General features: G+C 50.7%; 23 protein-coding genes. 16 read left to right on the plus strand and 7 right to left on the minus strand.

Going from position 1 to position 24,853, the window contains the following annotated elements; genetic code table 11:
* Positions 1–9: 9 nt before the first annotated feature.
* Positions 10–2,772, minus strand: a complete 2,763-nt coding sequence (locus tag JI741_RS04780) for an ATP-binding protein (protein ID WP_202007851.1) — start codon at positions 2,770–2,772, stop codon at positions 10–12.
* Between the two features lie 339 nt (positions 2,773–3,111).
* Between JI741_RS04780 and JI741_RS04785 the strand changes: the two genes are divergently transcribed.
* From JI741_RS04785 to JI741_RS04795, 3 genes are all read left to right on the plus strand, one after another.
* Positions 3,112–3,864, plus strand: coding sequence for a hypothetical protein (locus JI741_RS04785; RefSeq protein ID WP_202007852.1), 753 nt, complete (start codon positions 3,112–3,114; stop codon positions 3,862–3,864).
* Between the two features lie 173 nt (positions 3,865–4,037).
* On the plus strand, positions 4,038–4,634 hold the full coding sequence (locus JI741_RS04790; protein ID WP_202007853.1) for a TetR/AcrR family transcriptional regulator: 597 nt from the start codon (positions 4,038–4,040) through the stop codon (positions 4,632–4,634).
* Positions 4,635–4,663: 29 nt separating this feature from the next.
* The gene (locus tag JI741_RS04795; RefSeq protein ID WP_202007854.1) at positions 4,664–5,821 is read left to right on the plus strand and encodes an FAD-dependent oxidoreductase; all 1,158 of its coding nucleotides are present in this window, start codon (positions 4,664–4,666) and stop codon (positions 5,819–5,821) included.
* Position 5,822: 1 nt separating this feature from the next.
* On the opposite strand, the gene JI741_RS04800 is transcribed toward JI741_RS04795, so the two are convergent.
* From JI741_RS04800 to JI741_RS04810, 3 genes are read right to left on the minus strand one after another with little or no spacing between them, the layout of a single operon-like run.
* Entirely contained in the window at positions 5,823–6,371 is a 549-nt protein-coding gene (locus JI741_RS04800; RefSeq protein WP_202007855.1) for a DNA-3-methyladenine glycosylase I, read from the minus strand.
* 41 nt (positions 6,372–6,412) lie between these two features.
* Positions 6,413–7,330 carry a helix-turn-helix domain-containing protein gene (locus JI741_RS04805; RefSeq protein WP_202007856.1) on the minus strand — a complete coding sequence of 306 codons (918 nt, stop codon included), beginning with the start codon at positions 7,328–7,330 and terminating at the stop codon, positions 6,413–6,415.
* Positions 7,331–7,387: 57 nt separating this feature from the next.
* Entirely contained in the window at positions 7,388–8,209 is an 822-nt protein-coding gene (locus JI741_RS04810) for an SDR family oxidoreductase (RefSeq protein WP_202007857.1), read from the minus strand.
* Between the two features lie 583 nt (positions 8,210–8,792).
* Here JI741_RS04810 and JI741_RS04815 point away from each other — a divergent pair.
* From JI741_RS04815 to JI741_RS04855, 9 genes are all read left to right on the plus strand, one after another.
* Positions 8,793–9,245 carry a carboxymuconolactone decarboxylase family protein gene (locus JI741_RS04815; protein ID WP_202007858.1) on the plus strand — a complete coding sequence of 151 codons (453 nt, stop codon included), beginning with the start codon at positions 8,793–8,795 and terminating at the stop codon, positions 9,243–9,245.
* Between the two features lie 45 nt (positions 9,246–9,290).
* A complete protein-coding gene (locus JI741_RS04820) occupies positions 9,291–9,467 on the plus strand; it encodes a hypothetical protein (protein ID WP_202007859.1) in 177 nt (58 codons plus the stop codon).
* 64 nt (positions 9,468–9,531) lie between these two features.
* Positions 9,532–9,879: a YciI family protein gene (locus JI741_RS04825; protein ID WP_202007860.1), complete on the plus strand. Its 348-nt coding sequence runs from the start codon at positions 9,532–9,534 to the stop codon at positions 9,877–9,879.
* A gap of 58 nt (positions 9,880–9,937) precedes the next feature.
* Positions 9,938–11,170: an RNA polymerase sigma factor gene (locus JI741_RS04830; protein ID WP_202007861.1), complete on the plus strand. Its 1,233-nt coding sequence runs from the start codon at positions 9,938–9,940 to the stop codon at positions 11,168–11,170.
* 198 nt (positions 11,171–11,368) lie between these two features.
* The gene (locus tag JI741_RS04835) at positions 11,369–11,764 is read left to right on the plus strand and encodes a response regulator (RefSeq protein WP_236675865.1); all 396 of its coding nucleotides are present in this window, start codon (positions 11,369–11,371) and stop codon (positions 11,762–11,764) included.
* A gap of 3 nt (positions 11,765–11,767) precedes the next feature.
* The gene (locus JI741_RS04840) at positions 11,768–13,378 is read left to right on the plus strand and encodes a sensor histidine kinase (RefSeq protein ID WP_202007862.1); all 1,611 of its coding nucleotides are present in this window, start codon (positions 11,768–11,770) and stop codon (positions 13,376–13,378) included.
* Between the two features lie 325 nt (positions 13,379–13,703).
* Complete coding sequence (locus tag JI741_RS04845; protein WP_202007863.1) at positions 13,704–14,051, plus strand: PadR family transcriptional regulator; 348 nt, start codon at positions 13,704–13,706, stop codon at positions 14,049–14,051.
* Positions 14,051–16,633: an ABC transporter permease gene (locus tag JI741_RS04850; protein WP_236675866.1), complete on the plus strand. Its 2,583-nt coding sequence runs from the start codon at positions 14,051–14,053 to the stop codon at positions 16,631–16,633. The genes JI741_RS04845 and JI741_RS04850 overlap by 1 nt, the downstream gene beginning before the upstream one ends.
* Before the next feature lie 438 nt (positions 16,634–17,071).
* Positions 17,072–18,337 carry an amidohydrolase family protein gene (locus tag JI741_RS04855; protein WP_202007864.1) on the plus strand — a complete coding sequence of 422 codons (1,266 nt, stop codon included), beginning with the start codon at positions 17,072–17,074 and terminating at the stop codon, positions 18,335–18,337.
* Between the two features lie 356 nt (positions 18,338–18,693).
* Here the strand turns inward: JI741_RS04855 and JI741_RS04860 are convergent, their stop codons facing one another.
* Positions 18,694–19,062 carry a hypothetical protein gene (locus tag JI741_RS04860; protein ID WP_202007865.1) on the minus strand — a complete coding sequence of 123 codons (369 nt, stop codon included), beginning with the start codon at positions 19,060–19,062 and terminating at the stop codon, positions 18,694–18,696.
* Positions 19,063–19,319: 257 nt separating this feature from the next.
* Between JI741_RS04860 and JI741_RS04865 the strand changes: the two genes are divergently transcribed.
* Together JI741_RS04865 and JI741_RS04870 are read left to right on the plus strand one after the other, a co-directional pair.
* Positions 19,320–19,910 carry a hypothetical protein gene (locus JI741_RS04865; RefSeq protein WP_202007866.1) on the plus strand — a complete coding sequence of 197 codons (591 nt, stop codon included), beginning with the start codon at positions 19,320–19,322 and terminating at the stop codon, positions 19,908–19,910.
* A gap of 396 nt (positions 19,911–20,306) precedes the next feature.
* Positions 20,307–21,590 carry a Shedu immune nuclease family protein gene (locus JI741_RS04870; RefSeq protein ID WP_202007867.1) on the plus strand — a complete coding sequence of 428 codons (1,284 nt, stop codon included), beginning with the start codon at positions 20,307–20,309 and terminating at the stop codon, positions 21,588–21,590.
* Positions 21,591–21,738: 148 nt separating this feature from the next.
* Here JI741_RS04870 and JI741_RS04875 read toward each other — a convergent pair whose 3' ends face one another.
* Positions 21,739–21,981, minus strand: coding sequence for a DUF1059 domain-containing protein (locus JI741_RS04875; RefSeq protein ID WP_202007868.1), 243 nt, complete (start codon positions 21,979–21,981; stop codon positions 21,739–21,741).
* A gap of 27 nt (positions 21,982–22,008) precedes the next feature.
* Positions 22,009–22,455, minus strand: coding sequence for a hypothetical protein (locus JI741_RS04880; RefSeq protein WP_202007869.1), 447 nt, complete (start codon positions 22,453–22,455; stop codon positions 22,009–22,011).
* A gap of 257 nt (positions 22,456–22,712) precedes the next feature.
* Between JI741_RS04880 and JI741_RS04885 the strand changes: the two genes are divergently transcribed.
* Positions 22,713–23,525 carry an SMP-30/gluconolactonase/LRE family protein gene (locus tag JI741_RS04885; protein WP_202007870.1) on the plus strand — a complete coding sequence of 271 codons (813 nt, stop codon included), beginning with the start codon at positions 22,713–22,715 and terminating at the stop codon, positions 23,523–23,525.
* 82 nt (positions 23,526–23,607) lie between these two features.
* On the plus strand, positions 23,608–24,846 hold the full coding sequence (locus tag JI741_RS04890) for a PQQ-dependent sugar dehydrogenase (protein ID WP_202007871.1): 1,239 nt from the start codon (positions 23,608–23,610) through the stop codon (positions 24,844–24,846).
* Positions 24,847–24,853 lie beyond the last annotated feature (7 nt).

Below are 24,853 nucleotides of genomic sequence, written 5' to 3' on the forward strand. Positions count from 1 at the left end.
TTTTTACCACTATGCCGACATGCGATCGGAATATTCGCGCGGTGACACGCCGTATTTTTTCCGGAACCGTTTTGAAAAATAGGATTGCTCCGAAAAACCAACCGCATACGCTATCTGCGACAACGTGTCGGATTTGTTTTCGATGAGCTTCGCGGCATGTTGCAAACGCAAGTCGCTTATCAGCTCGCTGGGCGATGTGTCGAGAATCATCTTCACTTTGCGAAACAGCTGTGCGCGACTGAGGCACATTTCGTCGGCAAGTTTTTCTACACCAAACGCTGTATCCCCCAGATGCCGGTAGATGATTGCCGTGATGTTGTCGATGAACCTTGCTTCGATGCTCGATGGCACCGGCAGTTGCGTGGCCGGTGCAGCATGGGGCGCGTTTTCAAATCGCTTGCGGTAGTGTGTGGCCAGGTTCTTTCTGTTGTTGATGATGCCCGCCACGCGTGCTTCCAGTTCCTGCATGGAAAATGGTTTTGCCAGGAAGGCATCGGAACCCAGTTGAAGCGCGGCGATTTTTTCGTCGTGGCCCACTTTTGCGGTGAGTAGCACCACGGGAATGTGATGTGTGCGCTCATCCTGCTTTAGCCGTTTCAAAAATTCAACGCCGTCCATCTCGGGCATCATCACGTCTGACAAGATCAGGCTTGGCATTCGCGCGGTCGCGATCTGCAATGCTTCACGGCCGTTGGTGGCGGTGAAGATGTTGAATGCGTTTTTGAAATGATCGCCGATGAACCGACGAAGTTCCTGGTTGTCTTCCACAATCAACAACGACTCCGCGAAATGCTCCACCGGTTCGTCGTCGCTGTCGCGCACCGACAATGTGGGCTCGGGCACCAGCGACGAAGGAAGAATGACAGCCGGCAATGCGTCGGCCGACGATCGCACCAAGGGCAACACCACTTCTACTGATGTGCCCTGTTCCAGTTCGCTGCTCACGGAAATGGAACCGCCGTGCACGTTCACCAACTCCCGCACCAGGGCAAGACCAAGGCCTGTGCCCGGCATGCTGGTGTTTTCCATTTCGCCCGATTGATAGAAGGGCGTGAAGATATGCGGCAGGTCGTCGGCCGAAATGCCCTTGCCAGTGTCGGCAATGCAAATGAGCAAATTGTTCAGGGCATTGTCGACCGTGATGTAGATGGCAATGGTTTCGTTTGCCGGTGTGAACTTGAAGGCGTTGGACAACAGGTTGGTCAGAATTTTTTCCAGCTTGTCAGGATCGAATGCAAACGGCATGTCGGGCACCGACAAGGTGTAGGTAAACGAAATGTGCTGGCTTTGCGACCACGCCTCGAACGACGCGAGCAACGGTGTGAGGAACTTTGTGAGGTCGCCGTCTTGCCTGTGAACTTCCATTTTGCCCGCTTCCAGTTTGGAAAGATCCAGCACCTGGTTCACCAGTTCGGCCAGGCGGTTGGCGTTGCGCATCACCAGCTTCAGATCGTCTTTGTCGTGTTGGGTGAGGGTGGGCGACTTTAGTTTTTCTTCGAGGGGCGCCAGGATCAGGGTGATGGGTGTCCGGAACTCGTGCGAGATGGAGGTGAAGAAACGCGAGCGGATGGCATCGGCTTCCTGAAGTTTTTCGTTCAGTTGTTTTTGTGTGACCAGTAATTGCCGGGCCTTGCGGTTGCGCAGGCGCTGAAGCCTGAAGATGACCCCTCCTAGTATGAGCAGCAACACCGCCACCATCACCAGACCTTTTCGCCACAGCGCCTCGGTTTTCTTTTCCTGCTCCAGCAGCATGATGGTCTGCTCTTTCTTTTCGGTCTGATAGCGTGTTTCCAGTTCGGCAATCTGTTTGTATTTCTCTTCGTTCATGGTGCTGTCGCGGGCAGCCATGTAGGCGTCGACATAGTGGCGAACGTCGTCCACTTTTCCCTGGTGAATTTTGAGGTCGATCAGCCCTTGATAGATGTGAGCCTTTTGTACAATGAGTTTATTTTTGATAGACACCTGCAGGGCTTCCGTCAGATACTTTTCGGCGTTGGTGTAGTCTTTGAGTTGAATATAAATGTTTCCCAAATCGCCCAGCACGTTCAGTTCGGCGGCATGGTTCTGCACCTCGCGTGCCGCCCCGAGTGCGCGCAGCTCGTAGGCGATGGCCACCGTGGGATTGGTCTCGTGATTGATCCACCCCAGCTGACACAGAATGTGCGGAAGGAAATAGCGCACGTTGTGTTTGTTGGCCAGCACCAGGCTTTTTTCAAGGTAGATGCGTGCACTGTCTTCTGCCTGGTGAACGTAGTGCCACATGCCTACGGAACAATAGACCTTTGTGAGCAGTGACATGTTGCGGGTTGCCTGTGCTGCACGTATGGCTTGTTCATAGTAGTGTTTTCCTTTTTTCTGATCGCCCAGGTTCACATAGATGTTTGCCAGCACGCGACAGGCTTCCCCTTTTTCATTGAGGTCGCCACGCTGCTCGGCCAGGGTGAGTGCCTTCATGGCATGATCGATGCCATTGTGATAGTTGGCCGACAACTGGTGTGCCATGGCCAGGGCATTGTGGGCCCTGATCACACCGGGTTCAAAGTTCAGCGAGGTGGCCAGCGTCAGGGCGGATGTGCCATAGTCGAGAATCTCGTTGTTGCTCACGCCGATGTAGGCTCGCGAAAGACTTGTCAACAGGTTTACCCGCTGGGTGTCGGTTGCGTTGTGTTGTTGCAGTAGCCGCTTCAGGCTGTCGATTTGAATGTCTTTTTGTTGCGCATGCCCCACAGCCGTGCACATCACGCAGAACCCCGCGATCAGAAATCTTTTCATACGTGTAAAAAATGATTGCTTTAAGTTAACGGCTCCGGTAACGGTTATTAATCGCCGGAGCGTAACAAATGTTGCAACACGTTCGCGGCAACAGCCCACAACAGGGGACTATGCAACCAAATTACCCTGGAATGCAACCAAAGGAAACCGCATGATGCATGTTCAGAATGAGACGCATGGTTGAGGTCATACCCATATTCCGGTATGCGCATCCGCATCGATTTTTATTCTGCGCGTGTTCTTGCAAGACGCAGGCCGAAGCTTTAACTTCATTACCCTCGCCTGCCCGAAACCGTGATAGACCGCCATTGCGACGGCGCTGTTATAAAAGAACATCCTATGAGAGCGGCCTACACTATCTATCCGAAGATCAGTTTCTTCATCGTCTTCCTGTTTTTACTTTCTTTCGTCGCCTTCTATCCGCGCTATTTCGCCACGCTTCACGCATCGCCCTGGCACATCCACGTGCACTATGTTCTGATGATGGTGTGGACCGCCATGCTCATTGTTCAACCGTGGCTGATTTCAAAAAAGAAGTTTGCCGCGCACCGCGCCTTTGGCCGGCTTAGCTATTTTTTGGTGCCGCTGGTGGTGGCCTTTGGCTACCTGATGTTGCGCAATGGCTATTATCAATCCATCGCCGATCTGCAACATGAGGTAGACGCCGGCACAAGCACAAAGACGCCAGCGGAAATCGTGCACCTGGCCCGCACCTACACCGGATTGCCCGTCTATTATTTTATGGTGCTGATCCTGTTTTATCCGCTGGCCATTCTCAACAAAACCAAACCGCTGGTGCACGCCAAATACATGGTGGCTGCATCACTGAGCATCATCGGCCCGATTATGGATCGCGCTATCTACTTCACGACCGTAAATACAGGCAACACACCGATCTTTGGCCCGGAGTATGTTTCCTTTTTTATCATCGATGCCATCCTACTGTATGTGCTCTTTCTTGACTACAAGAACAAAACATCGACACTGCCTACCCTTGTTTGTCTCTTGGTTTTTGTTGGGGAGCAGATTGTTTATGCGTTCTTTCTGGACTCCGGGGCGTACCAACTCTTTTCCGGGTTGCTGCTGTTCTAACTCTGGCGCCGGAGCGTAGTGCATTGTCGCCAGCCTCCAAGACATATCAACCAATTCACAAAATGGCGGCATTCCCACCGATTTAAACGGTTGCAGTGGATGTTCAATCACAAAACGCAACCTAATTTAATAAGTATACGTTTGTTTACTTATGTTTGTGAAACGATTTGCCCATGCGCCCCAAGGACCTCGATAAAGAAAAAGCCATCCGCACCATGGCGCTCCAGATCATTGCTGAAGAAGGCCTGGAAAATCTCAGTATGCAGAAACTGGCGAAGGCGGCCAACATTTCGCCGCGCACCATCTATATAAAGTATGAGAACAAGGAAGACCTGCTCATTAAACTCTTTGTGGAAGAAGTGCTGGGTGCCTATGAACAGGCCACGCTGAAAGACTTTCGCGAAACGATGGACTTCGAGACTGGTGTGAAAAAAATCTGGCTCAACCTGTTTGCCTATTGCAAAACCAACAAGGAGGCGTTTGTGCTGATGCAGTATGGCAAATCGTCGCCGCTGCTGAACAAAGCCTTTCAGGAAAAAAACATTACCGAAGGGCAGTTCTTCGCTCCCATTCACCGCTTTCTGAAACGTCACGCCAAAAACGGCACCATCAAGAGTTTCCCCATTGCCGTGCACCGTGCCCTTTTGTTTTCTCCCATACTCGACCTGGTGAACGAATATTTTGAACACAAAGACCGGCCGCGCCAGATCGTGACCGAAAAGGTGATCCTGGAATGTTGCGACATGGTGATCAAGGGAATGCTTCTGTAAGAAAAATCAACATTTAATTATTTAAGGAAATGAACATCCTCAAAAACAAAACCATCGCCATTGTGGGCGGTGGTCCGGGCGGGCTCACGCTTGCCCGTTTGCTGCAACTGAAAGGTGCCCACGTGAACGTGTATGAACGCGACGTGAACAAGGACGTGCGCGTGCAAGGTGCAACCCTCGACCTGCACGAGGAGTCGGGACTGAATGCCCTTCGCCATGCCGGGCTGATGGACGCGTTCAACGCGAACTTCCGCCCCGGTGCCGACAAGATGCGCATCGTTGACAAACATGCTACGGTGCTGGTAGACGAACCGGTGAACACCACAGAATTGTCGCGCCCGGAAATTGATCGCGGCCCACTCCGGAAAATACTTTTGGAATCGCTGGACCCCGACACCGTGATCTGGAACAGCTACCTGTTGTCGCTCACCCCCGTTGCCACAGGCTGGCAACTTCAATTTCAAAACGGCACAACGGCAACGGCCGACATCGTGATTGCCGCCGACGGAGCAAACTCTAAAGTGCGGCCCTTCATCACACCGCTGAAACCTTTCTACTCTGGCGTGACGATGGTGGAAGGCAGCGTGTATGATTCGGCAACGGCCGCACCCCGCATGCACGCCCTGCTGGACGGTGGAAAAATATTTGCGATGGGCGACGAAAAAACACTGATCGTTAGTTCTAAAGGCGATGGCAGCCTTGTGTTTTACACCGGTTCGAAAACCGCCGAAAGCTGGCACCGCACCAACGGCATCGACTTCAACGACAGAGCCGAAGTGAAGGCGTGGTTTCAACAGGAGTTTCCCGGATGGAATGATGTGTGGCTCGAACTGTTTGACACCTGTTCTTATCCCCTCACGCTCCGCCCGCAATATTGCATGCCGCTTGACCAGACCTGGACCGCTCAACCCAACCTGACCATGTTGGGCGATGCCGCCCACGTGATGCCGCCCTATGCCGGCGAAGGTGTGAACATGGCCATGCTCGACGCGCTGGAACTTAGCCAGTGCCTCACCAACGATGCCTTTGCCGATGTGCAAACCGCCATTGCGCACTATGAAAAACACATGCTGCTCCGCTTCGCCGAGGTGGCCCAGATGACGCTGGACCAAACCGCTTCGCTGCATTCGGCGAACGGGCTCGCGGGAATGATTGAGATGTTTACGGATGCTGAACGCCGCGACTAAACTACTTCGCGTTCCACGCAGGCTTTGCCTTCAGCACTTTTTTGTAGACGGGGCAATCGGCTGTGTGGGCGCCGGGCAGGATGCCGATGCTCATCAGGAACTCGTTCACGATTTCGCCACCGGTGAACCGAAACGTTTTCTTGAAGAGCTTCACCCATTCTTCCTTTGACCTGGGATGATTGACCATGAGCCAATTTTCGAATGAGCCGTGCTCCTTCTGAAGCTTCAGAATTGTTTTTGCGTTTTCGATGGCGGCATTAATTTTCAGGCGGTTGCGGATAATGCCCGGATCGCCCATGAGTCTTTCGCGATCGGCTTCCGAATAGCCGGCCACTTTTTTGATGTGGAAGTTGTGGTAGGCCAAACGGAAGGTCTGCTCTTTTTTCAGGATCGTTTCCCAGCTCAGACCGGCCTGGTTGATTTCCAGGATTAACCGGCAAAACAGTTCATTGTCGTCGTGGATGGGGAAGCCGTAGTGATGGTCGTGATATTTTTTGTGAACGACTTTCTTTTCGTCGGTCATGAAGGCTATGTAGCTGCAATAGGACATGAGTGCGGTCGTTGAATTAAAAAACTATGTAAACGGAATGTTCACTGAAACGACTGGCGAAATTCCACGGGCGAGACTTTTGTTTTTTGCTTGAACACTTTGTTGAACGACTGCGGATGCTCAAAGCCCAGCTTGTAGGCAATCTCTGCCACCGACAGCGTGCTGGTGCTTAAGAATAATTTCGCTTTTTCTATCAGTCGTGCGTGAATGTGTTGTTGGGTGTTCTGGCCTGTGAGCGCCCGCAGCATGTCGCTGAGGTAGCGCGGTGAAACGTTTAGCTGTTCCGAAAAATGTTGAACGGATGGCAAACCGGTGACCAGTGTTTTTTCGTTTTCGAAATAGTCGGACAACAACGTTTCGAAGCGCGACAGCAAATCGTTGCTGGCCATTTTGCGGGTGATGAACTGCCGGTTGTAGAAACGCTTGCTGTAGCTCAGCAACACATCGATGTGCGACAACATCACGTCCTGACTAAAATGATCGATGGCCGACGAAAGCTCCAGCTCGATGTTTTTGAACACACCGATGATGATCTCTTTTTCTTTCTCCGACAGGTAGAGCGCTTCTGCCACCGCGTAGGAGAAGAAGCCATACTTTGCGATGTTTTTTCCCAGCGGATGATTGCGGATGAAATCGGGATGAAACAACAGGGTGTAGCCTCCATAGTCTGCCTCGCCCTCGCCGGCAGAGATGACCTGGTTTGGTGAAATGAAAGAGAGGCCGCCTTCGTCGAAATCGTAATACTGCTGGCCGTAGCGGATCTTGCCTTTGAAACTCTTCTTGTAGGACACCTTGTAGAAATTAAGGATCATTCCTTTCGAAAGCTCGGACGTGTCGGCGGTGATGGTGCCATAGTCTACCAGGCTCACCAGCGGGTGCAGCGGCTTCGGCAAGCCGAGGGCCGCGTGCAACGCCGAGATGGAATTAAAGACCTGGGGTTGGTTTGCTTCTTTCGCCACGTTCAAAAACCTGTATGCTTTTCCAAAAACACTAAGCTATCAACATTTTCAGACATGCTAAACGTTTGCCGGTTCGGGCGTGTTGAAAAACAGATGTTTCAGCCCGATGCGAAAGGCTTCGGTGCCCTGCGTTTGCCGTTGTTCAAAAATACGGTTGGCGTCGTTGCCCGCGCGGTAGCGCAGTTGATCTTTGCCGTCGGTGGCCGCTTCATAGACCACCTCGGCAATGGTTTCGGGTGCTGTGAATTCGACGAGGGTGCCGTTGGCAAAAAGCTCGGACAATCTTTTGAACAACCCGTCGTAGGCTTTGTCTGACGCCACTTCCATCACGTTCATGTAGTTGCTTTTTATGCCTCCGGGCGCCACGGTTTTGATGCCGATGTTGAATTGTGCCAGGTCATAGGAAATGCTTTCGCTCCATCCTTCCAACGCCCACTTCGTTGCATTGTAGACACTGGACAGTGGATTGGACGAAAAGCCGCACACCGATGTGGTGGTGATGAAGAGGCCACTCTGTTTTTGGCGGAAGTGTGGGATGAACGCTTTGGTGACGCGAAGCACGCCCAGCAGGTTTGTGTTTATCTGCGCAACAATCTGTTCGTCGGTGCAGGCCTCCAACGGACCCACCAGTCCAAAGCCGGCGTTGTTGAACACCACATCCACATCGGCCAGCGCGAGAGCATCGTGCACCGTGTTTTCTATCTGCTCTACGTTGGTGACATCCAGTGGCAGCAGCGTGACATTCGGCAGCCGCGCCAGTTCGGTTTCCTTTTCGGGTTTGCGCATGGTGGCGATCACGTTCCAACCGTTGGCGTGAAACAACAGTGCGGTGGCTTTTCCGAGACCGGCCGATGCACCGGTGATAAAAATTGTTTTCATGGTTATGCTGATGTTTGATTATGCATCAAAGGTCAACACCCGGTGGTGGCGCACTGTAGCCGAAATGGTTTGTGTTGTAGTCGAATTGACGGGCGGTGCAGGCCTTCAAAGATGGCGACTACTTCGACACATTGAAGGCGTTGATCGCATAAGCCGGCATGGCCACGGGGTGTCGCATACCTTCGCTTAGATTTATCCGTTATGGAAGCGCTAAAGAATTTACACTATTTTTTTCGCACATCAGCTCTGACGCGATCGTTTGTTTGATAGCGAAAGAAATTTCTAACACATGCACTGTTGGGTTTTATTTTAATGATAGTTTGAACTTTGAGGCTGGGCAGCGGGAGACGCCTGCTGCTGCCAGACCTCCTTTCCAGACATTTGCGCCCCTGAATGACCCCGATTCCGGCATTCACCACCATCTCCAGTCTAGCTCCTAACCTCCTGTCAATCAAGACAGACCGGCATCTTTCGTCCCGTCAAAGCGTGTCTTTCTAAAAATTAGTAAAAAAACTTTCGCATTCCTGTCCAATCCTGAAAGTGTGATTGTCTTCCTGCCATAAAACGATAAACAAACATCAACATGGAAAAACGACTTAACATTTTCGAAACAGGACCCAACGCAGTGAAGACTCTTTTTGGTATGGGCGCTTATTTAAAGAAGGCATCGATTGAGGCATCGCTTCACGAACTGATTGTGTTCCGGATTTCGCAAATTAATGGATGTGCCTATTGCCTCGACATGCACTATAAAGATGCGCGCGCCAAAGGTGAAACCGAACAACGGCTCTATGGCCTCAGCGCGTGGCACGAAGCTCCTTATTACACACCCCGCGAACGCGCTGCCTTTGCGTGGGCCGAAGCGGTGAACAAGTGCGAGGTGCCCGACGAAACGTATGCCGCCGCAAAGCAGGAATTTTCGGACCTGGAACTGGTGGACCTCACGCTGACCGTAGCCTCTATCAACGCCTGGAACCGGATCAACATTTCGTTTCCCCAGGCGGTGGGCACCTATCAGGTTGGACAATTCGGATAATCTGACACACAAACTTAACTTCACCCATCCAAAACCAGCGAACCGATGAAAGATTTGCTTTCAGCCCTTCGTCATCATCCCAAGGGCGATGCCGACGAAGCCGACAAACCCCGCGAGGCCGCCGACGTGCACCTTCACCAAACCAGCACCAGCGATGGCGATGAGTATGTGGACGAAGCACTGCGCATGCACGAGCAACCTTTTGGCTCGCCGGAAGAATAATTTTTTCTGACGGCACACCACCGAACGTTTCGATTTTTACACGCATTAAAAAAAACAAATAATCATGAACGAATTTCTTTTAGTGATTCACCGCGATCTGAAGAGCAAAGACGCGAGCCCATCGCCCGAGCAAATGCAGCAGGCCATTAAACCTTTTCAGGATTGGATCGGCAGCATTGCCGCCCAAAACAAACTGGTGAACCCGCCCAAGCGCTGGGATGCCGACGGACGCGTGGTGAAACAAAACAACGTGGTGCTGAACGGACCCTATGCCGAAATTAAAGAATCGGTGGGCGGCCTGTTCCTGATCCGCGCCAACGACTATGACGATGCCGTGGAGATTGCCAAGGGCTGTCCCATCATTCAATGGGGTGCCGTGGTGGAAGTGCGCATGGCTGTGCCTACCACCTGATGTGATGAACCGAAATGCCTTTGTATTTTCGCAAAGGCATTTTCTTTTTTTCTAAAGCATGAACGACCAGGCACTCATTCCCCACCTCTTCCGCACCGAATATCGCAACATTGTGTCGGTGTTGTGCTATCGGTTTGGCATTGCGCACATTGAAGAGGCCGAAGACCTGGTGAGCGACACCTTTTTGGCGGCCACCGAGCAGTGGAGCCTTGACGGTGTTCCCGAAAACCCGCGGGCGTGGCTTTATGCCGTGGCCAAAAACAAAACCAAGAACCACATTAAACGCGATGCGTTGTTTGAACAAAAGCTGGCTGTGGAAATAAAATACAACGCAGAAAAATCGGAAGCGTTCGACATTGACCTTTCGCAAAAAAACATTGCCGACAGTCAGCTGGCCATGATGTTTACGGTGTGCAACCCCGTGAACTCGCCCGAGTCGCAGATTGCCCTGGCCCTGAACCTGCTCTGCGGTTTTGGCAGCCCGGAAATTGCCGACGCATTTCTCACCAACAAAGAAGTGATCTACAAACGCCTTCAGCGCGCCAAAGAAAAACTGAAGGAGGCCCACATAAAAATTCAACAGCCCACGCTCCCGGAAATTGCCGAGCGTCTCGACACCGTGATGACCACGCTGTATCTTTTATTTTCCGAAGGCTACTACTCCACCTCACAAAACACCACGCTGCGCAAAGACCTTTGCCTGGAAGCCATGCGGCTGAATGCGCTGCTCATTGAAAACGCCACCACCAACCGCCCCTCGGCCAATGCGTTGCTGGCACTCATGTGTTTTCACGCCTCGCGCTTCGATGCGCGCCTCACTGCCGACGGCGAAGCCATTCTCTATCAAGAGCAAGACGACACCCTGTGGGACAAAAATCTGATTGCCCAGGGAACCCATTTTCTGAACATGGCATCTACGGGGCCAGCGGTCACAAAATATCACCTGGAGGCAGGCATTGCCTATTGGCACACGCAAAAAGAAAACACGGATGAAAAGTGGCAGAACATTCTGAGTCTTTACAACGAGCTGCTGATTCTGGAATATTCGCCGGTGGCGGCCCTGAACCGAACGTTCGCCCTCGCCAAAACCAACGGCAAGGCCGAAGCGATTCGCGAAGCCGAAAAACTGAAACTGACCGACAACCCCTTCTACTACTCATTGCTTGGCAGCCTCTATTCTGATTTAGACAACGGCAAGGCTATACAACATTTTGAAGCCGCCCTGGCGATTACAAACTCGCCGACGGATAAGGTGACGCTGGCGCGGAATATTGAGCGCCTAAAGACATAGCTGCCCTGCCCTGTTTGACGAACGTTAAATTAGCCTCCCTTGGTGGGGCTTTTTTTCCACACTCCCGGGAAGCATCAGCGTTTGGGTTGCCGTGTGCAGGTTTTTCCAACAAAGGCCGCCCCGTGCCACCTCTCTTACCGAAATTGTTTAACACAATCCCTCAAAAAGCGTTAAATTCATATAATCTAACGCGCAACATTGAACAAATCTATACTCTGCCTGCTCATAGACGACGATCAAGATGATCAGGAAATTTTTTCCATGGCGCTGGAAGAGGTGGACCGGGAGATTGAGTGCATTATGGCAAACAACGGCATCTCGGCCCTGAACACCCTGCGGTCGGACAACGCGCCAACTCCCGACTACATTTTTATTGATCTGAACATGCCCAAAATGAATGGCCTGGAGTGCCTGCAGGAAATTCAAAAACTCTCGCACCTGAAAGATGCGCGGGTGTTTATGTATTCCACTTCTGTGGATGACTATGTGCTTCAGAAAAGCAAGGCGCTTGGCGCAATGGAATTTATTGTGAAACCCACGGGCATCACGCCCCTGATCGAAAAGTTGTCGGAGGTTTTCACGCAAAACAGATAACGCATGGCCACCCTCCACACGCCTTCTACCGAACGGGACTTCATTAAAGCCATTGACGAACTGCGAAAGAGTGAGGAGCGCTATCATAAAATGATTGCCGAGGTGGAAGACTATGCCATCATTCTGCTCGACACCGACGGCATCATTCAAAACTGGAACAAGGGCGCCGAAAAAATAAAACAATATAACGAGTCGGAAATTCTGGGGCAGCACTTCAGCAAGTTCTATCTGCCCGAAGACCTTGCGCGCAACCTGCCTAATGTTCTTTTAAACGAAGCCAAACAAAACGGCCGCGCCACACAAGAGGGCTGGCGCAAACGAAAAGACGGCTCGCGCTTCTGGGGCAGCATCACCATCACGGCGCTGCACGATTCTGACAACGCGCTTATCGGCTACTCGAAAGTGACGCGCGACCTCACCGAACGCAAACTTGCCGAAGACGAGCAACGCAAGATTACCGAAGACCTGCGGGAAGCCAATGCCGAACTGATGCTGAGCGAAGAACGCTATCACCAAATGGTGGCCGAAGTGCAGGACTACGCCATCATTCTGCTCGACCCCGAGGGCAACATTCAGAACTGGAACATGGGTGCGCAATACATCAAAGGCTACTCGTCGGAAATTATCGGTCAGAATTTCAAACTCTTCTACACGGCCGAAGATCAACGCAACAACCTGCCGGGTTCCCTGCTCGAAAAAGCGAAGTCCACAGGCAGGGCGGTTCACGAAGGGTGGCGTGTGCGCAAAGACGGCACAAAATTCTGGGGCAGCATTGTGATCACGGCCCTGCACAACAAAACGGGCGACCTCATTGGCTACACGAAAGTGACGCGCGACCTCACCGAACGAAAACAAGCCGAAGAGAAACTGCTGGCCTATGCCAAAGAACTCGAAATTCGCAACCGCGACCTCGAACAGTTTGCCTATGTGACCTCGCACGATTTGCAAGAACCCCTGCGCAAGATCAGAACGTTTACCGACATCATTGAGAAAAATCCCGACAACACCGCGCTGGTGAATCGCTATTTTGCCAAAATAAACAAGGCGGCCGAACGCATGACCGACCTCATCAAGTCGGTGCTCAACTATAGTCGCCTCTCGCAAAACTCGTCGCCGCTCGCGATGGTTGACCTTAACGACGTGGTGGCGCAAGTGAAAAGCGATTTCGAATTGCTCATTGCCGAGAAGCAGGCGGTGATTGTCCACGACACACTGCCCAGCATTCCGGCAAACCGCCCGCAGCTGGAACAACTGTTTTCTAACCTCATCAGCAACGCCATCAAGTTCAACGAAAACAACCCTGTGATCACCCTTCGCGCACGCACCGTGAACACGCACGAGGCACTGAACCCACCCCACGACCTGCCCGCACAAATGCTAATGGAAATTGCCGTGGCCGACAACGGCATTGGTTTCGAGCCGCAATATGCCAAGCTCATCTTCACCATGTTTCAACGCCTCGAAGACCAGGCCACCTATGCAGGCACGGGCATTGGCCTTGCGCTGTGCAAAAAAATTATGGAGAACCATCACGGCTACATCGCCGTGGCGAGCGAACGCGGCAAGGGAACCACGTTCTATGTGTACTTCCCACTGCATCCACCACAGCACTAAGAAACATTGTCTTGGCCGTGCCCCCGCCAGCCGGCGGGGTCGCGCTGTCCGTTGCAAGTCCGGCGCTCCGCAGACCAGCACACTTCGGGCTTTCTACTACCATCGCTCACGGACGTTTCTCTACGATTATGCAGTTCGAAAAACGGTGAGCGCATGAGACCAAAAATTTAATGACCGCATCCCTTCCCTGCGACGTTCATGCCCGGGCAAACCTGTTCACATGCGAACAACCCAAATGCCGACCGCCTTGCTATTTGCGCTGGTTTGCCCGATGTAGCGTTTGGCACAATTATTACTATTCCTACATTTAGGAATAAAGTCAGGCATGAAAAAATATCAACTCGGCGAGTTCGAAGAAATTGTTTTGCTCACCATTGGCGTGCTCTTCAACGAGGCCTATGGTGTGTCGATCAAAAACGAAATTCAAACACGCCTGTCGCGCACCGTGAGCATGGGCGCACTGCACACGGCGCTGGTGCGCCTGGAAGACAAAGGCTATATTAAAACCTTCGACGGCGAAGCCACGGAAGAACGCATGGGCCGACCAAAAAAATATTTTCAGATCACGGCCCTCGGCAAAAAAGCCATGGCCTATTCGAAAGCCACACGCGACGAGCTGTGGAACGCCATTCCGAAAGTGGTTTTTAAACTTGAACCGCTCGCCGGGCGCTGATGATGAAAAACGCTCCGCCAAAAATTTTTATGCGCCTGTTCCGGTGGTATGCACGCCCGTCGCTGGTCAATCACATTGAAGGCGATCTGATTGAAGACTACCAACAACGCCTGAAAACATCCGGACCGCTGAAAGCAAACCTGGGCTTTGCCAAGGATGTGTTGTTGCTGTTCAGGCCCGGCATTGTGAGACCCATTTTTGAATTTAATTCTGCAAACAACCTTCCCATGTTTAGAAGCTATTTTAAAATTGCCTGGAGAAACCTGTTGAAGAACAGAGGCTATTCGTCTATCAACATTGTGGGCCTGGCCGCGGGCATGACGGTGGCCACCCTTATCGGCCTCTGGATTGCCGACGAGCTTTCGTTCGATTCGTATTTCGACAATCACGCGCGCATTGCCGAAGTGATGCTGGACCAAACCGACAAAGGCATTGTGTATACCGGCCCCACCATTGCTTCGCCTGTGGAAGAACCGCTGCGCAGCAAGTTTGGCGGCGACTTCAAAGCCATTGCGCTCTGCTCTTATGCCAACGAAACCATTGTTGCGTTTGGCGACAAAAAACTGGTGATGCCCGCGCGCTGGGTGCAAGCCGACTTTCCCGAAATGTTTACGCTGCACATGCTGGCTGGCACACGCCAGGCCCTGAAAGATCCCTCCACCATTTTGCTGAGCCGCTCTGTGGCCAAAGCCTTGTTTGGCGATGCCGACCCCATGAACAAGATGGTGCGCGCCGACAACCGACACGACCTGACCGTGGGCGGTGTGTTTGAAGACCTGCCGCAGAACACCACGTTTGCCAATACCAAAATGCTGATGCCGTGGCACAACCCCCAGAACTGGAACTTTACGGTGACCGACTGGGACAACCATTCGTGCCTGCTGTTTGTGCAGCTGGCCGACCACGCCAACCTTGAACAGGTGTCGCAAAAAATCAGATCGCTGCCCACACCACACATCAAAGACTGGAAAGAAGAGATCACCCTCTTTGCCTTCGACAGGCTGCACCTCTATGGCTCCGAACAACTTAATGGCGAAGCCAACAATGCGCACATTCAATTTGTGTGGCTCTTTGGCACCATTGGTGGTTTTGTGTTGCTGCTCGCTTGCATCAACTTCATGAACCTTTCCACGGCCCGAAGCGAGAGCCGCGCCAAAGAAGTGGGCATCCGCAAAACCATTGGCTCGGTGCGCGGCCAACTGGTGGGACAATTTCTGACCGAGTCGATTGTGGTGGTGCTGGCTGCCTTTGTGCTTTCACTCGTGCTCACGCAACTGACCCTTCCGTTCTTTAACACCCTGGCCAACAAACAAACCACCATTCCGTGGACGAGCCCCGCGTTCTGGATGACAGCCCTGGGCTTTGCGTTGTTTACGGGTTTGATTTCGGGAAGCTATCCGGCGTTTTATCTGTCGGCCTTTAACCCTGCGCGTGTGCTGAAGGGCGCTGTGAAAACGGGACGTCTTGCTTTGCTGCCGCGCAAGGTGCTGGTGGTGGTGCAGTTCACCGTGTCGGTGACGCTGATCATTTGCACCGTGGTTGTTTTTAAACAGGTGGAGTTTGCTAAAAGCCGCATGGCCGGGTTTTCGCGCGATGGCCTCATTACCGTTTACATTAACACGCCGGAGCTGAACACCCATTTTGATATGATTGCCAACGAGGCGATGCGCACCGGTGCCATAGAGAACGTGGCGCGCACGTCGCAGTCGCCGGCACACTTTGGCAACAACAACAGCGTGGAGTGGCGTGGCAAAGATCCCAACCTGGTGATCTTCTTTAACAACGTGGCCGTGACGCCCACGTTTGGAAAAACTGTGGGCTGGAAAATTAAAGAAGGCCGCGACTTTCATGCCCACACACCCGACTCGACTTCGGTGTTGCTGAACGAAGCGGCCATTAAAGTGATGGGCTTTAAAGATCCAATTGGCGAGACCATTGTGTTCTGGGACAAACCCTACACCGTGGCCGGCGTGGTGCACGACATGATTACGCAATCGCCCTATGAGCCCGTGCAGCCCGCCATTTTTTTGCCCGACGGCTGGATGGGTGTGATTTTGATGAAGTTGAATCCGGCACTTACCGTTCAGGAAGCCATTGCCAAACTGGAGCCTGTGTTTAAGAAAAATAATCCTTCGGGCCCGTTCGAGTTCAGCTTTGTGGACCAGGCGTTTGGCCACAAGTTTGCCAGCGAAGAGCGCATTGGAAAGCTGGCGGCGTTCTTTACCATTCTGGCTGTGTTCATTTCGTGTCTGGGGCTTTTTGGTCTTGCCTCTTTTGTGGCGGCACAACGCACCAAAGAAATCGGCATACGCAAAGTGCTGGGTGCGTCGGTGACCAACCTGTGGCAAATGCTGTCGAAAGACTTTGTGGTGCTGGTGCTGATTTCGTGTGCCATCTCCATTCCCCTGTCGGTGTGGCTGATGGGCGACTGGCTGGAACACTATGACTACAGAACGTCCATTACGTGGCATGTGCTGGCGGGATCGGCGTTTGGTGCGTTTGCCATTACGTTGCTGACGGTGAGCTTTCAGGCGATTCGGGCGGCGGTTAGTAATCCGGTGAAGAGTTTAAGGTCGGAGTGAGATCTGCTTGTTTTGTTTTGCCGAATCTATTGCTGGGTGCTTGAGTTGTTCTTGTTTCGAAAGCTAATGCGATGGTGGGCTAGTGTTCTTTTTGGTGCTGAGCGTTTGGTGCGATAGGAGAAAATCTGCCTGGGAGTTCTTTTGCTTTTCATAGCCCCGCTCCCGGGCCGCGGGGGCCCCGCATGCCCCCATCAGGGCTAAACCTTACCCGCACTTGCCATGACCAGGCCGAAGGTAAGCTTATGCCCTGATGGAGGCATGCTGGAGATTGGGTGTGGCTTGAGTGTGAGGGGGAGGGATGGAATAAATGCAAGGTAGCGTTATGACCCAAAAGGGTTATTGAGCTTCACGCAATGAGGCATTAATTTGAATGCAATATTTAGCCACAACCCGCCTTAGTGGATTCTCACCCCTGGGGCATTAAAAAAACCTGACACTATGCGTTCGATTATTGAAGGCCAGAGGATGCGCGTTAAAAAAGCTTCTATGAAGGCGCAAAATGTAGTTTCTTCAAGCATTGACAGAAGGACTGCCTTAAAAAATATTTCGTCGATGGTGGCGGCGGTGACGCTGCCTATTGCTGCGGAATCGAAAGAAAAAGACTCAACGCAAGAATTGCAATCGGACAAACCGCCAAAACCCTTGCGCAAGATCGCTACTGAAGAAGCGTTCAATATTCCTGAAATAGCGGAGGCGATCGCAGACGTGGTGAAGGAGGGAGGAACAAATCTGGATTTACTTCTTTTGAAACAAATTTATGCCGCGCCCCGCACGTCGCCGCCGACATCGTCGTTGCCCGAAAATGCTGTTGCTGATCGGGACCGCGCTGCGCTGAGTCTCCTGCCAAAGCTTCTTGATTTGAACGAGATACGGCTGGCTGACATGGAAAAAAGTGGCGTCGACATGCATGTTCTTTCACTGGCCATGCCCGGTGTGCAAATTTTTGAGCGCGACAAGGCTGCACAACTGGCCAGTCTTTCGAACGACCGTTTGAGTGAAGCCATTCGCCGCAATCCGAAACGATTTGCCGGTCTTGCCAGTTTTGCTCCTCACCATCCGGGCTCGGCGGCAAAAGAAATGCAACGGGCCATTCATGACCTGAAGCTGAACGGCTTTATTGTGAACTCGCACACCGAAAATTTCTATCTTGATGATGCCCGGTTTTGGCCCATACTGGAGGCTGCCGAAGCACTAGGCGCCCCGTTGTATATCCATCCACGCGCGCCGTCTGACGGCATGGCTGCTCCCTTTCGTGACTACCGTTTGGAAGGAGCCGTTTGGGGCTACGGTCTTGAAACCAGTACACATATTCTACGGCTGATCTTTAGCGGCGTTCTGGACAAGTTTCCGAAGCTTCAAATTGTTATTGGACACATGGGCGAGGCGCTGCCGTTCTGGCTGTGGCGGCTCGACTTTATGGGGGCACCCGGTGCACGCGCCGGCCGCAAGAATGCGCTCAAGCCCAGTGAATATTTTCAACGCAATATCTCCATCACAACCAGTGGTGTTGAAGATCCGCTTGCCCTTCGCTTCTGCATTGACAAAATCGGAATTGATCGCATTATGTGGGCCATTGATTATCCTTTTCAACCTACGGCACCGGCTGTCGCATTTATTGAATCTGCACAACTCTCGGACACTGAACGCGCTAAAATTGCGCATGGCAATGCGGAACGTATTTTCAAAATTAAACCGGTGGACTAGTTGGTGGAAAAGCCAGGAAAAGAAGTCTCATGCTATTTTTTATAATTATTATAATTAAACTCTTCTGGCATAAGTAACAGAATCTAAAATTTATGCAAATCAATTTCAATCTGATGAACACAAAATATTTTTCAGCATTGGCGAGTGGCTTGCAAATGGCGATGTGCTCTTCAAAGCTGTTTGCTCTGGCGCAACATTCAAATATGTGCTCGTTGGTTATGTGAACAAAATCGTTCATGTAGTGCCTCGTGATTTGCGAAACAATGTTCTCGGCACCGTGTAGGTGATAGCCTGGGTAGTTTATGCCTGGTATGTTGGCTTTGATATAGGCGGCGAGCTCGTTAACGGTCATGACACTATGTGATGAGGTGAAGTTGGGCGGGGTTTAGCTGAGCGTCGAGGAGGGTGTCGATTTCTTGGAAGAAGTTTTTTGCGGGGACGTGATAGGTCGTAGTGTTTTGTATTTCTTTGACGATGGCGCTGTAGGTGGCAAGGCTGATTTTGGAAGCGGCGAGGTCGAGAAGCTTTTCCCTGATGATGTACTTATGATGGTTGTCGACTTTTAGATAGAATTTGAATTCTAGGTAGGTTGTGAGGTCGTTTAGGATGCGGTTGATCAGGTTGGAGCGATGCTCCGATAAGATTTCCTGGATTCGGAAGAGGGTGACGTTTTGGTCTGCTTCTTCGAGATGTTTTACGTCGTTTGCTATTCTGATGACTTTCATACACCATTACTATTAGTTTTTCTAAAGATAAATAACTAATAATATTAGTACTTTAAAATGGCGATTCTAAATCGTAAGGTTCTGGTTTTCAGTTACAAAAATTCAGAGAAAACGATACTCTCGATCATTCTCCCTTGTAAATTCACTTACAAAAGTGTATCATTACAATAGAGCCCATCAATAGCAGCAGTGCTATGGATGGGCTTTTTTTATTTTTTTGAAATTCGACACGTCGGCAACGCCTTCCAATTCATCTTATGGAAAAACTTACAACCCTGAACCTCACATTCGACCGAATTATAATTCAACTAGTGACCCCCGGTCTAATAGCCGCCTATCCATACATTCTCCTTTTTTTTCACGAGCGCGAGGACTCTAAGGAATTCTTTTTATCCAATAAAGACGGAATATTTATCGCCTTTCTGATCGTTATCGGACTGATTGTTGGACTACTGCTTGAAAACATAGGAAGCCGAATTGAACTACACTACTACGATCGAAAACAAAAAGAAAAGGATAGTGGCTTTGTTGATACTTGGCAAAAATTTCTACAGCTTCCTATAAAAGGGGATGGCGAAAATGAGCCGGTGGGACACGGCTATATCCGGAATATACTTTTTAGAATGAAATTTGAACTTTCCGTTGGCGTTGCGCTGCTGTTTATGGTTGTCGGCTTGGGAATCTATAATGCGGACAATACAATTTTTAAAAGTTGCTATTTGAATCTACTTCTCGTCTACGTTCTTCCAATTGCTCTAAGTCTCTACTTGATTCTGTTCGAAGGATACGCTAGCGCAAAGATTCTCGGAGAAACGCGAAAACTTCTGGTCATCAAATATTACAAATAGACATCCGTCGACTAAGCCAGAATATATTGAATATGTGTTCCAACCCTTTAAGAACGAACGATCTTAATAATTCAATGGCGCGGCTAAAGATGAAATATTTTTTGCCATTAAAATAATGGAGGAATGCCTGGTTTACTCGAGGAACTCAAGAATAGCAAGTCGTTAGAACTTTCTTTAACAAATAATGAACGATTTCTTTGAACTCTTGAGCCGGGATTCTAAAAAAAACGAAGCCTCATTAGTATGAAGGTACAGCCGAAGAAAGCCATCTCGAAATATGACGCATCAACGTGGATGCATGTATTAGCAGAAGAGCTATGAATAATATCTCATCCACTACAGGGCGACGGTCAAGTAAATTATGAAAGTGATTAATAATCTTTATTCAGATAAGTTATGCCAAAAGGAACCGAGTCGCGGACTAAAAACACGAAGCAACTTCAAACGTACTACTTTCAGCTTGAAGGGGGTAAGGAAAAACAGCTCTCAAGGGAGATTATCAAAGTTGGGAAAGGCTTCACGCAGATTCACTACCCAATTGGATTCAAGGGTGGACCGAAATACAAAACAATTAAGAGGTTTGTCTACAAAGGGTTTCCTCTGAACGATCTTCCAGTCGGAGTTTCTGCATCACCGACCAAGGGGTATGGATTCACAAGGCACCTGAAGACGTTCGAAAAGTTCATCGACAAAGAGTACAAGTTTGACGATATCGTCATTGAAAAAGGCGGCACGATACTTTTCGACCCCAAAAAAAAGGAACTACTGTTGAATGAGTCGGTATTGAGGGATCTAAAGAATTCCTTCGACACCATTGATCGCAGGAGTAAAGATGAAGCGAAGCAAGCATTGGAGACTGTCCTGCATGATTTATTTCCAAAGGTTTTCAAAAAATCAAAAAAGAATTCTTACAGAGCCGGTACCCTTGCCTATACAATTAATTCATGGGGTAATTCGATGGACGAGTTCTCTGAAAATGATAAGCAAGCAATTCGCGATCTATTTGATAAGCTGTCGCTTAAGGACGGCTTCTTGTCCGATGACTCTCTAAAGAAGACGAAGGAGATCATCGACGTTCAGTATTTGCAAAAAACACTTATCAAATATCAAAAACTTTTAGGGACGCCAACGGCAGAAAAACGGTGGCAAGATTTCTTAAGAACAAATAGTTGGATTTTTTCCAGCATCCTTGCTCAACCTGTTATACTCTATCAGGCGGAAGCATTTGTTGGTGGCAAAAAGCTAGACAATACCAACGGAAAAATCACTGATTTTCTCCTGCAAAACTCACTCAGCGATAATATCTCATTCCTGGAGATCAAGACGCATAAAACAAGCCTTTGTGAAAAAAATGCGTATCGTGGTGATGACGTTTTTAGCCCCTCAAATGATCTCGCGGGCTCTATTATTCAAGTCCTCAACCAACGCGACACTTTTCAGAAGGAATTTTATGCAAACCGGTATAAATCAGGACAAGGCAAGAAGCCAGAAGAAGTTCCGAGGTACGAGACGTATAACTCGAAATGCATCGTCCTTTGTGGAATGCTCAAAGATTTAACTCCGAACCAACGCAATGCTTTTGAGTTATTTAGAAACAATAGCCGTGATGTGGATGTATTTACATTTGACGAGCTGGAAGCGAAGATTTCAGCATTGCAGAACTTGATGAACAGAAAATAACCTTTATGAATATAATAACTGTTGTGCTACCTGGTTTGAGATTTATATGGCCATAATTTTACGTCAAAATCAACGTCAACGCAACAAATCTCCGATGCGTTAATGATTTCGCGCGCCCAGTGATTAACTCAAGTGGAGCTGAAAAAAATCACCCGTTACCCTCCGGCGCCGCCTCAAACGCTTTCCGCTTCTCATCCATCCACGCCACCATGGCATCGGGCGATGACATACTACTCCGCATTTCATTCATGGCCTGGATGTGGTCTGCGTCGCCTTGCTGCACTTTTTCGCGGGCGTGTTTGCTGACCATCATGGCGAGCTCGTCGAAGGTGTTGGCGGTGAAGGTTTGGTTGCAGGCGCCGCCCAGTTGGTGGCAGGTCATTGTTTTCATGTGTGCTGAGGTTGGTTGAATTTTTTTTTATAGTTTCTCGAAGGTGAGGAAGTCGGTGCCGCCGTTGCCGCCGCTGATGTGGCGGAGTTCGATTTTTGTGCTGGTGATGGAGAGGATTTCCCAGTCTTCGGTGAGTTCCTGAAAAGCGCTGGGTGTTGTGAAGGCGATGTTGAAGTCGATGTCGTCGTAGTTGGGGTTATCGTCGCTGCTGTCGTTATCGGTTATGGACCAGGTGCCGGTGTGGCCGGCGCTGATGCTGCTTGCCTTGAGCTCGCCGGCGTCGTTGAACATGAAGGCAAAGCCGTTGAAGTTGCTGGTTTGGTCGGAGCCGGAATCTTCGAAGCGGGTGATTTGCCAGGGACCTTGTTTGGCTATGTTTTCGACGTTGGTGGCCTGGGTGCTTTTTGAGGGGGAGTCGTCGTGGCAGGCGGCCAGGGAGAGGGCGGCCAGCAGGAAAAGGATGGTTGTTTTCATGGGGGCTGTGTTTATACGTTAAACATTGGTGAAGATAAAAAGAATGAACGGATTGGTGGGACGTTTATTTGATCGGTGTGGGTGGTTGGGCAAGTCGGAGACTTGGGGGAGGTGGGGCACGGTCCGCCAGCTGGCGGATCGCGCCGGGAATCGTGCCGGGACCATTGAAAAGAATTTATGGCTGTCTGTACCAAGTTTGATTGCCGGGTGGTTGCGGGGGTGTAACTTCGCCGTTAACCATTTTAAATTAAACCCTCATGAAAATTACACTTTCGTTTCTTTTTGCTTTGACGCTTGGTGTGAGCCAGGCACAACATTCTATTGAAAAAATCTGGGAGAGCGACACCACGCTGGCCGTGCCGGAGTCGGTGCTGTTTGACAAAACTATTCTCTATGTTTCACTTATTGACGGCCAACCCTGGGATGTTGACGGGAAGGGCGAGATTGCCAAGGTGGACACCAACGGAAAAATTGTGAACGCCACGTGGGTGACCGGTCTGAATGCTCCGAAAGGGATGGGCATCTGGGATAAAAAATTGTATGTGGCCGATGTTTCGGAAGTGGTGGTGATTAACACCGCTACGGGAAAGATTGAATCGAAAATTGCTGTGGACGGTGCCACCGGACTGAACGACATTACGATCGACAAAAAAGGTGTTGTGTATGTTTCTGACTCCAAGCTGGGACGGGTACATCAGATTAAAAAAGGCAAAGCAGAACTTTATCTCAGCGACCTGAGGGGTGTGAATGGCCTGAAGGCTGTTGACAACGATCTGTATCTGCTCACGGCCAACGACGTGTTCAAAACCGGTGCCGACAAAAAGCTGGTGACCGTGGCCACCACCGAGATGGGCGGCGATGGCATTGAGCCGGTTGGGAACGGCGACTTTGTGGTGTCGTGCTGGCCCGGGTTGGTCTACTACCTGGAGAAAGACGGCAAGCTGACCACGTTGCTCGACACGCGCGAGCAAAAACGAAACACTGCCGACATTGGCTACAACGCCGCCGAACGCATTGTTTATGTTCCTACGTTTTTCAAGAAGTCGATTGTGGCTTACAAACTGAAGTGAGCGGTTTGCTTTGTGCCCTGTGTGGGCGATGAAAAACCGTTTGCTCTTTATCTTTAATTTCGAAACACTAATTTTTTTTATAATGACCAAGACTATTCCCCTACTCGTTGCCGGAGCGGCCCTTGTGCTTGCCTCGTGTGGACCTAAAAAAACAGAACAGACCGCGCCGGTTGCCGATAGCGCAGCCGTGGCCAACGCGCCCGTGGAGACCAAGAAAGCAAACAGCGACTACAAGCCTGCCTTTGAAGGACAGACCCGCACCGCCGGCGTGAAATCGGCAACAGCCTATGAAGGAACCTTGCTTGACAGCACACTGACCAGACCGTGGGGCATTGCCAGCCTGCCCGACGGACGATTTGTTGTTACGGAAAAAGGTGGCTCCATGAAAATTGTTACGGCCGCCGGACAAGTGGGCGCAGCCCTTGGCGGCATGGTGAAAGTGGACAGCGACGGACAAGGCGGTTTGCTGGGCGTGTGCATTGACCCGGCCTTTGAACAAAACAGAATGATTTACTGGGCCTTCTCGGAACCCGTGACCGGCGGCAACCTGACGGCGGTGGCGAAAGGCAAACTATCGGCCGACGAAAAGAAGCTGGAAGGTGTGAAGGTTATTTATCGTGCCACACCGGCGTTTAAAGGCACGCTCCATTTTGGTGGCCGTGTGAAGTTTGCCAAAGATGGCAACCTGATTGTGTCGACAGGCGAGCGCTCGGATCTTGAAACCAGACCCCAAGCACAAGACCTGAACTCGGGCCTTGGCAAAGTGATTCGCATCACCACCGATGGCAAACCCGCAGCGGGCAATCCGTTTGAAGGCAAGGTCGGAGCAAGACCTGAGCTGTATTCGTATGGCCACCGGAATGTGCAGAGCATTGCGTTTCATCCGGAAACCGGCGACCTGTGGGAAGCCGAGTTTGGACCACGCGGCGGCGATGAGCTTAACCGCATTGAGGCTGGAAAAAATTATGGCTGGCCCACAATCACCTACGGCATTGAATATTCGGGCAAGAAGGTGGGCGATTCTATTCAACAGAAAATGGATCTTGAACAACCCACGTATTATTGGGACCCCGTTATTTCGCCCAGCGGTATGACGTTCTATAGCAGCGACAGCATTCCGGAATGGAAAAACAATTTGTTTATTTCATGCCTCAGCGGCATGCACATTTGCAGGCTGATTATCGAGAACAACAAAGTGGTTGGCGAAGAACGATTGCTGGCCGAAGTTGAACAACGCTTCCGCGACATTGCAGAAGGAAAAGATGGTGCGCTGTATGCGGTTACTGATCAGGGAAGGTTGTATCGGATTTATAAGAAGTGAGCGGTCG

The sequence above is a fragment of the Chryseolinea lacunae genome (assembly GCF_016735595.1).
GTDB classification, from domain to species: domain Bacteria; phylum Bacteroidota; class Bacteroidia; order Cytophagales; family Cyclobacteriaceae; genus Chryseolinea; species Chryseolinea lacunae.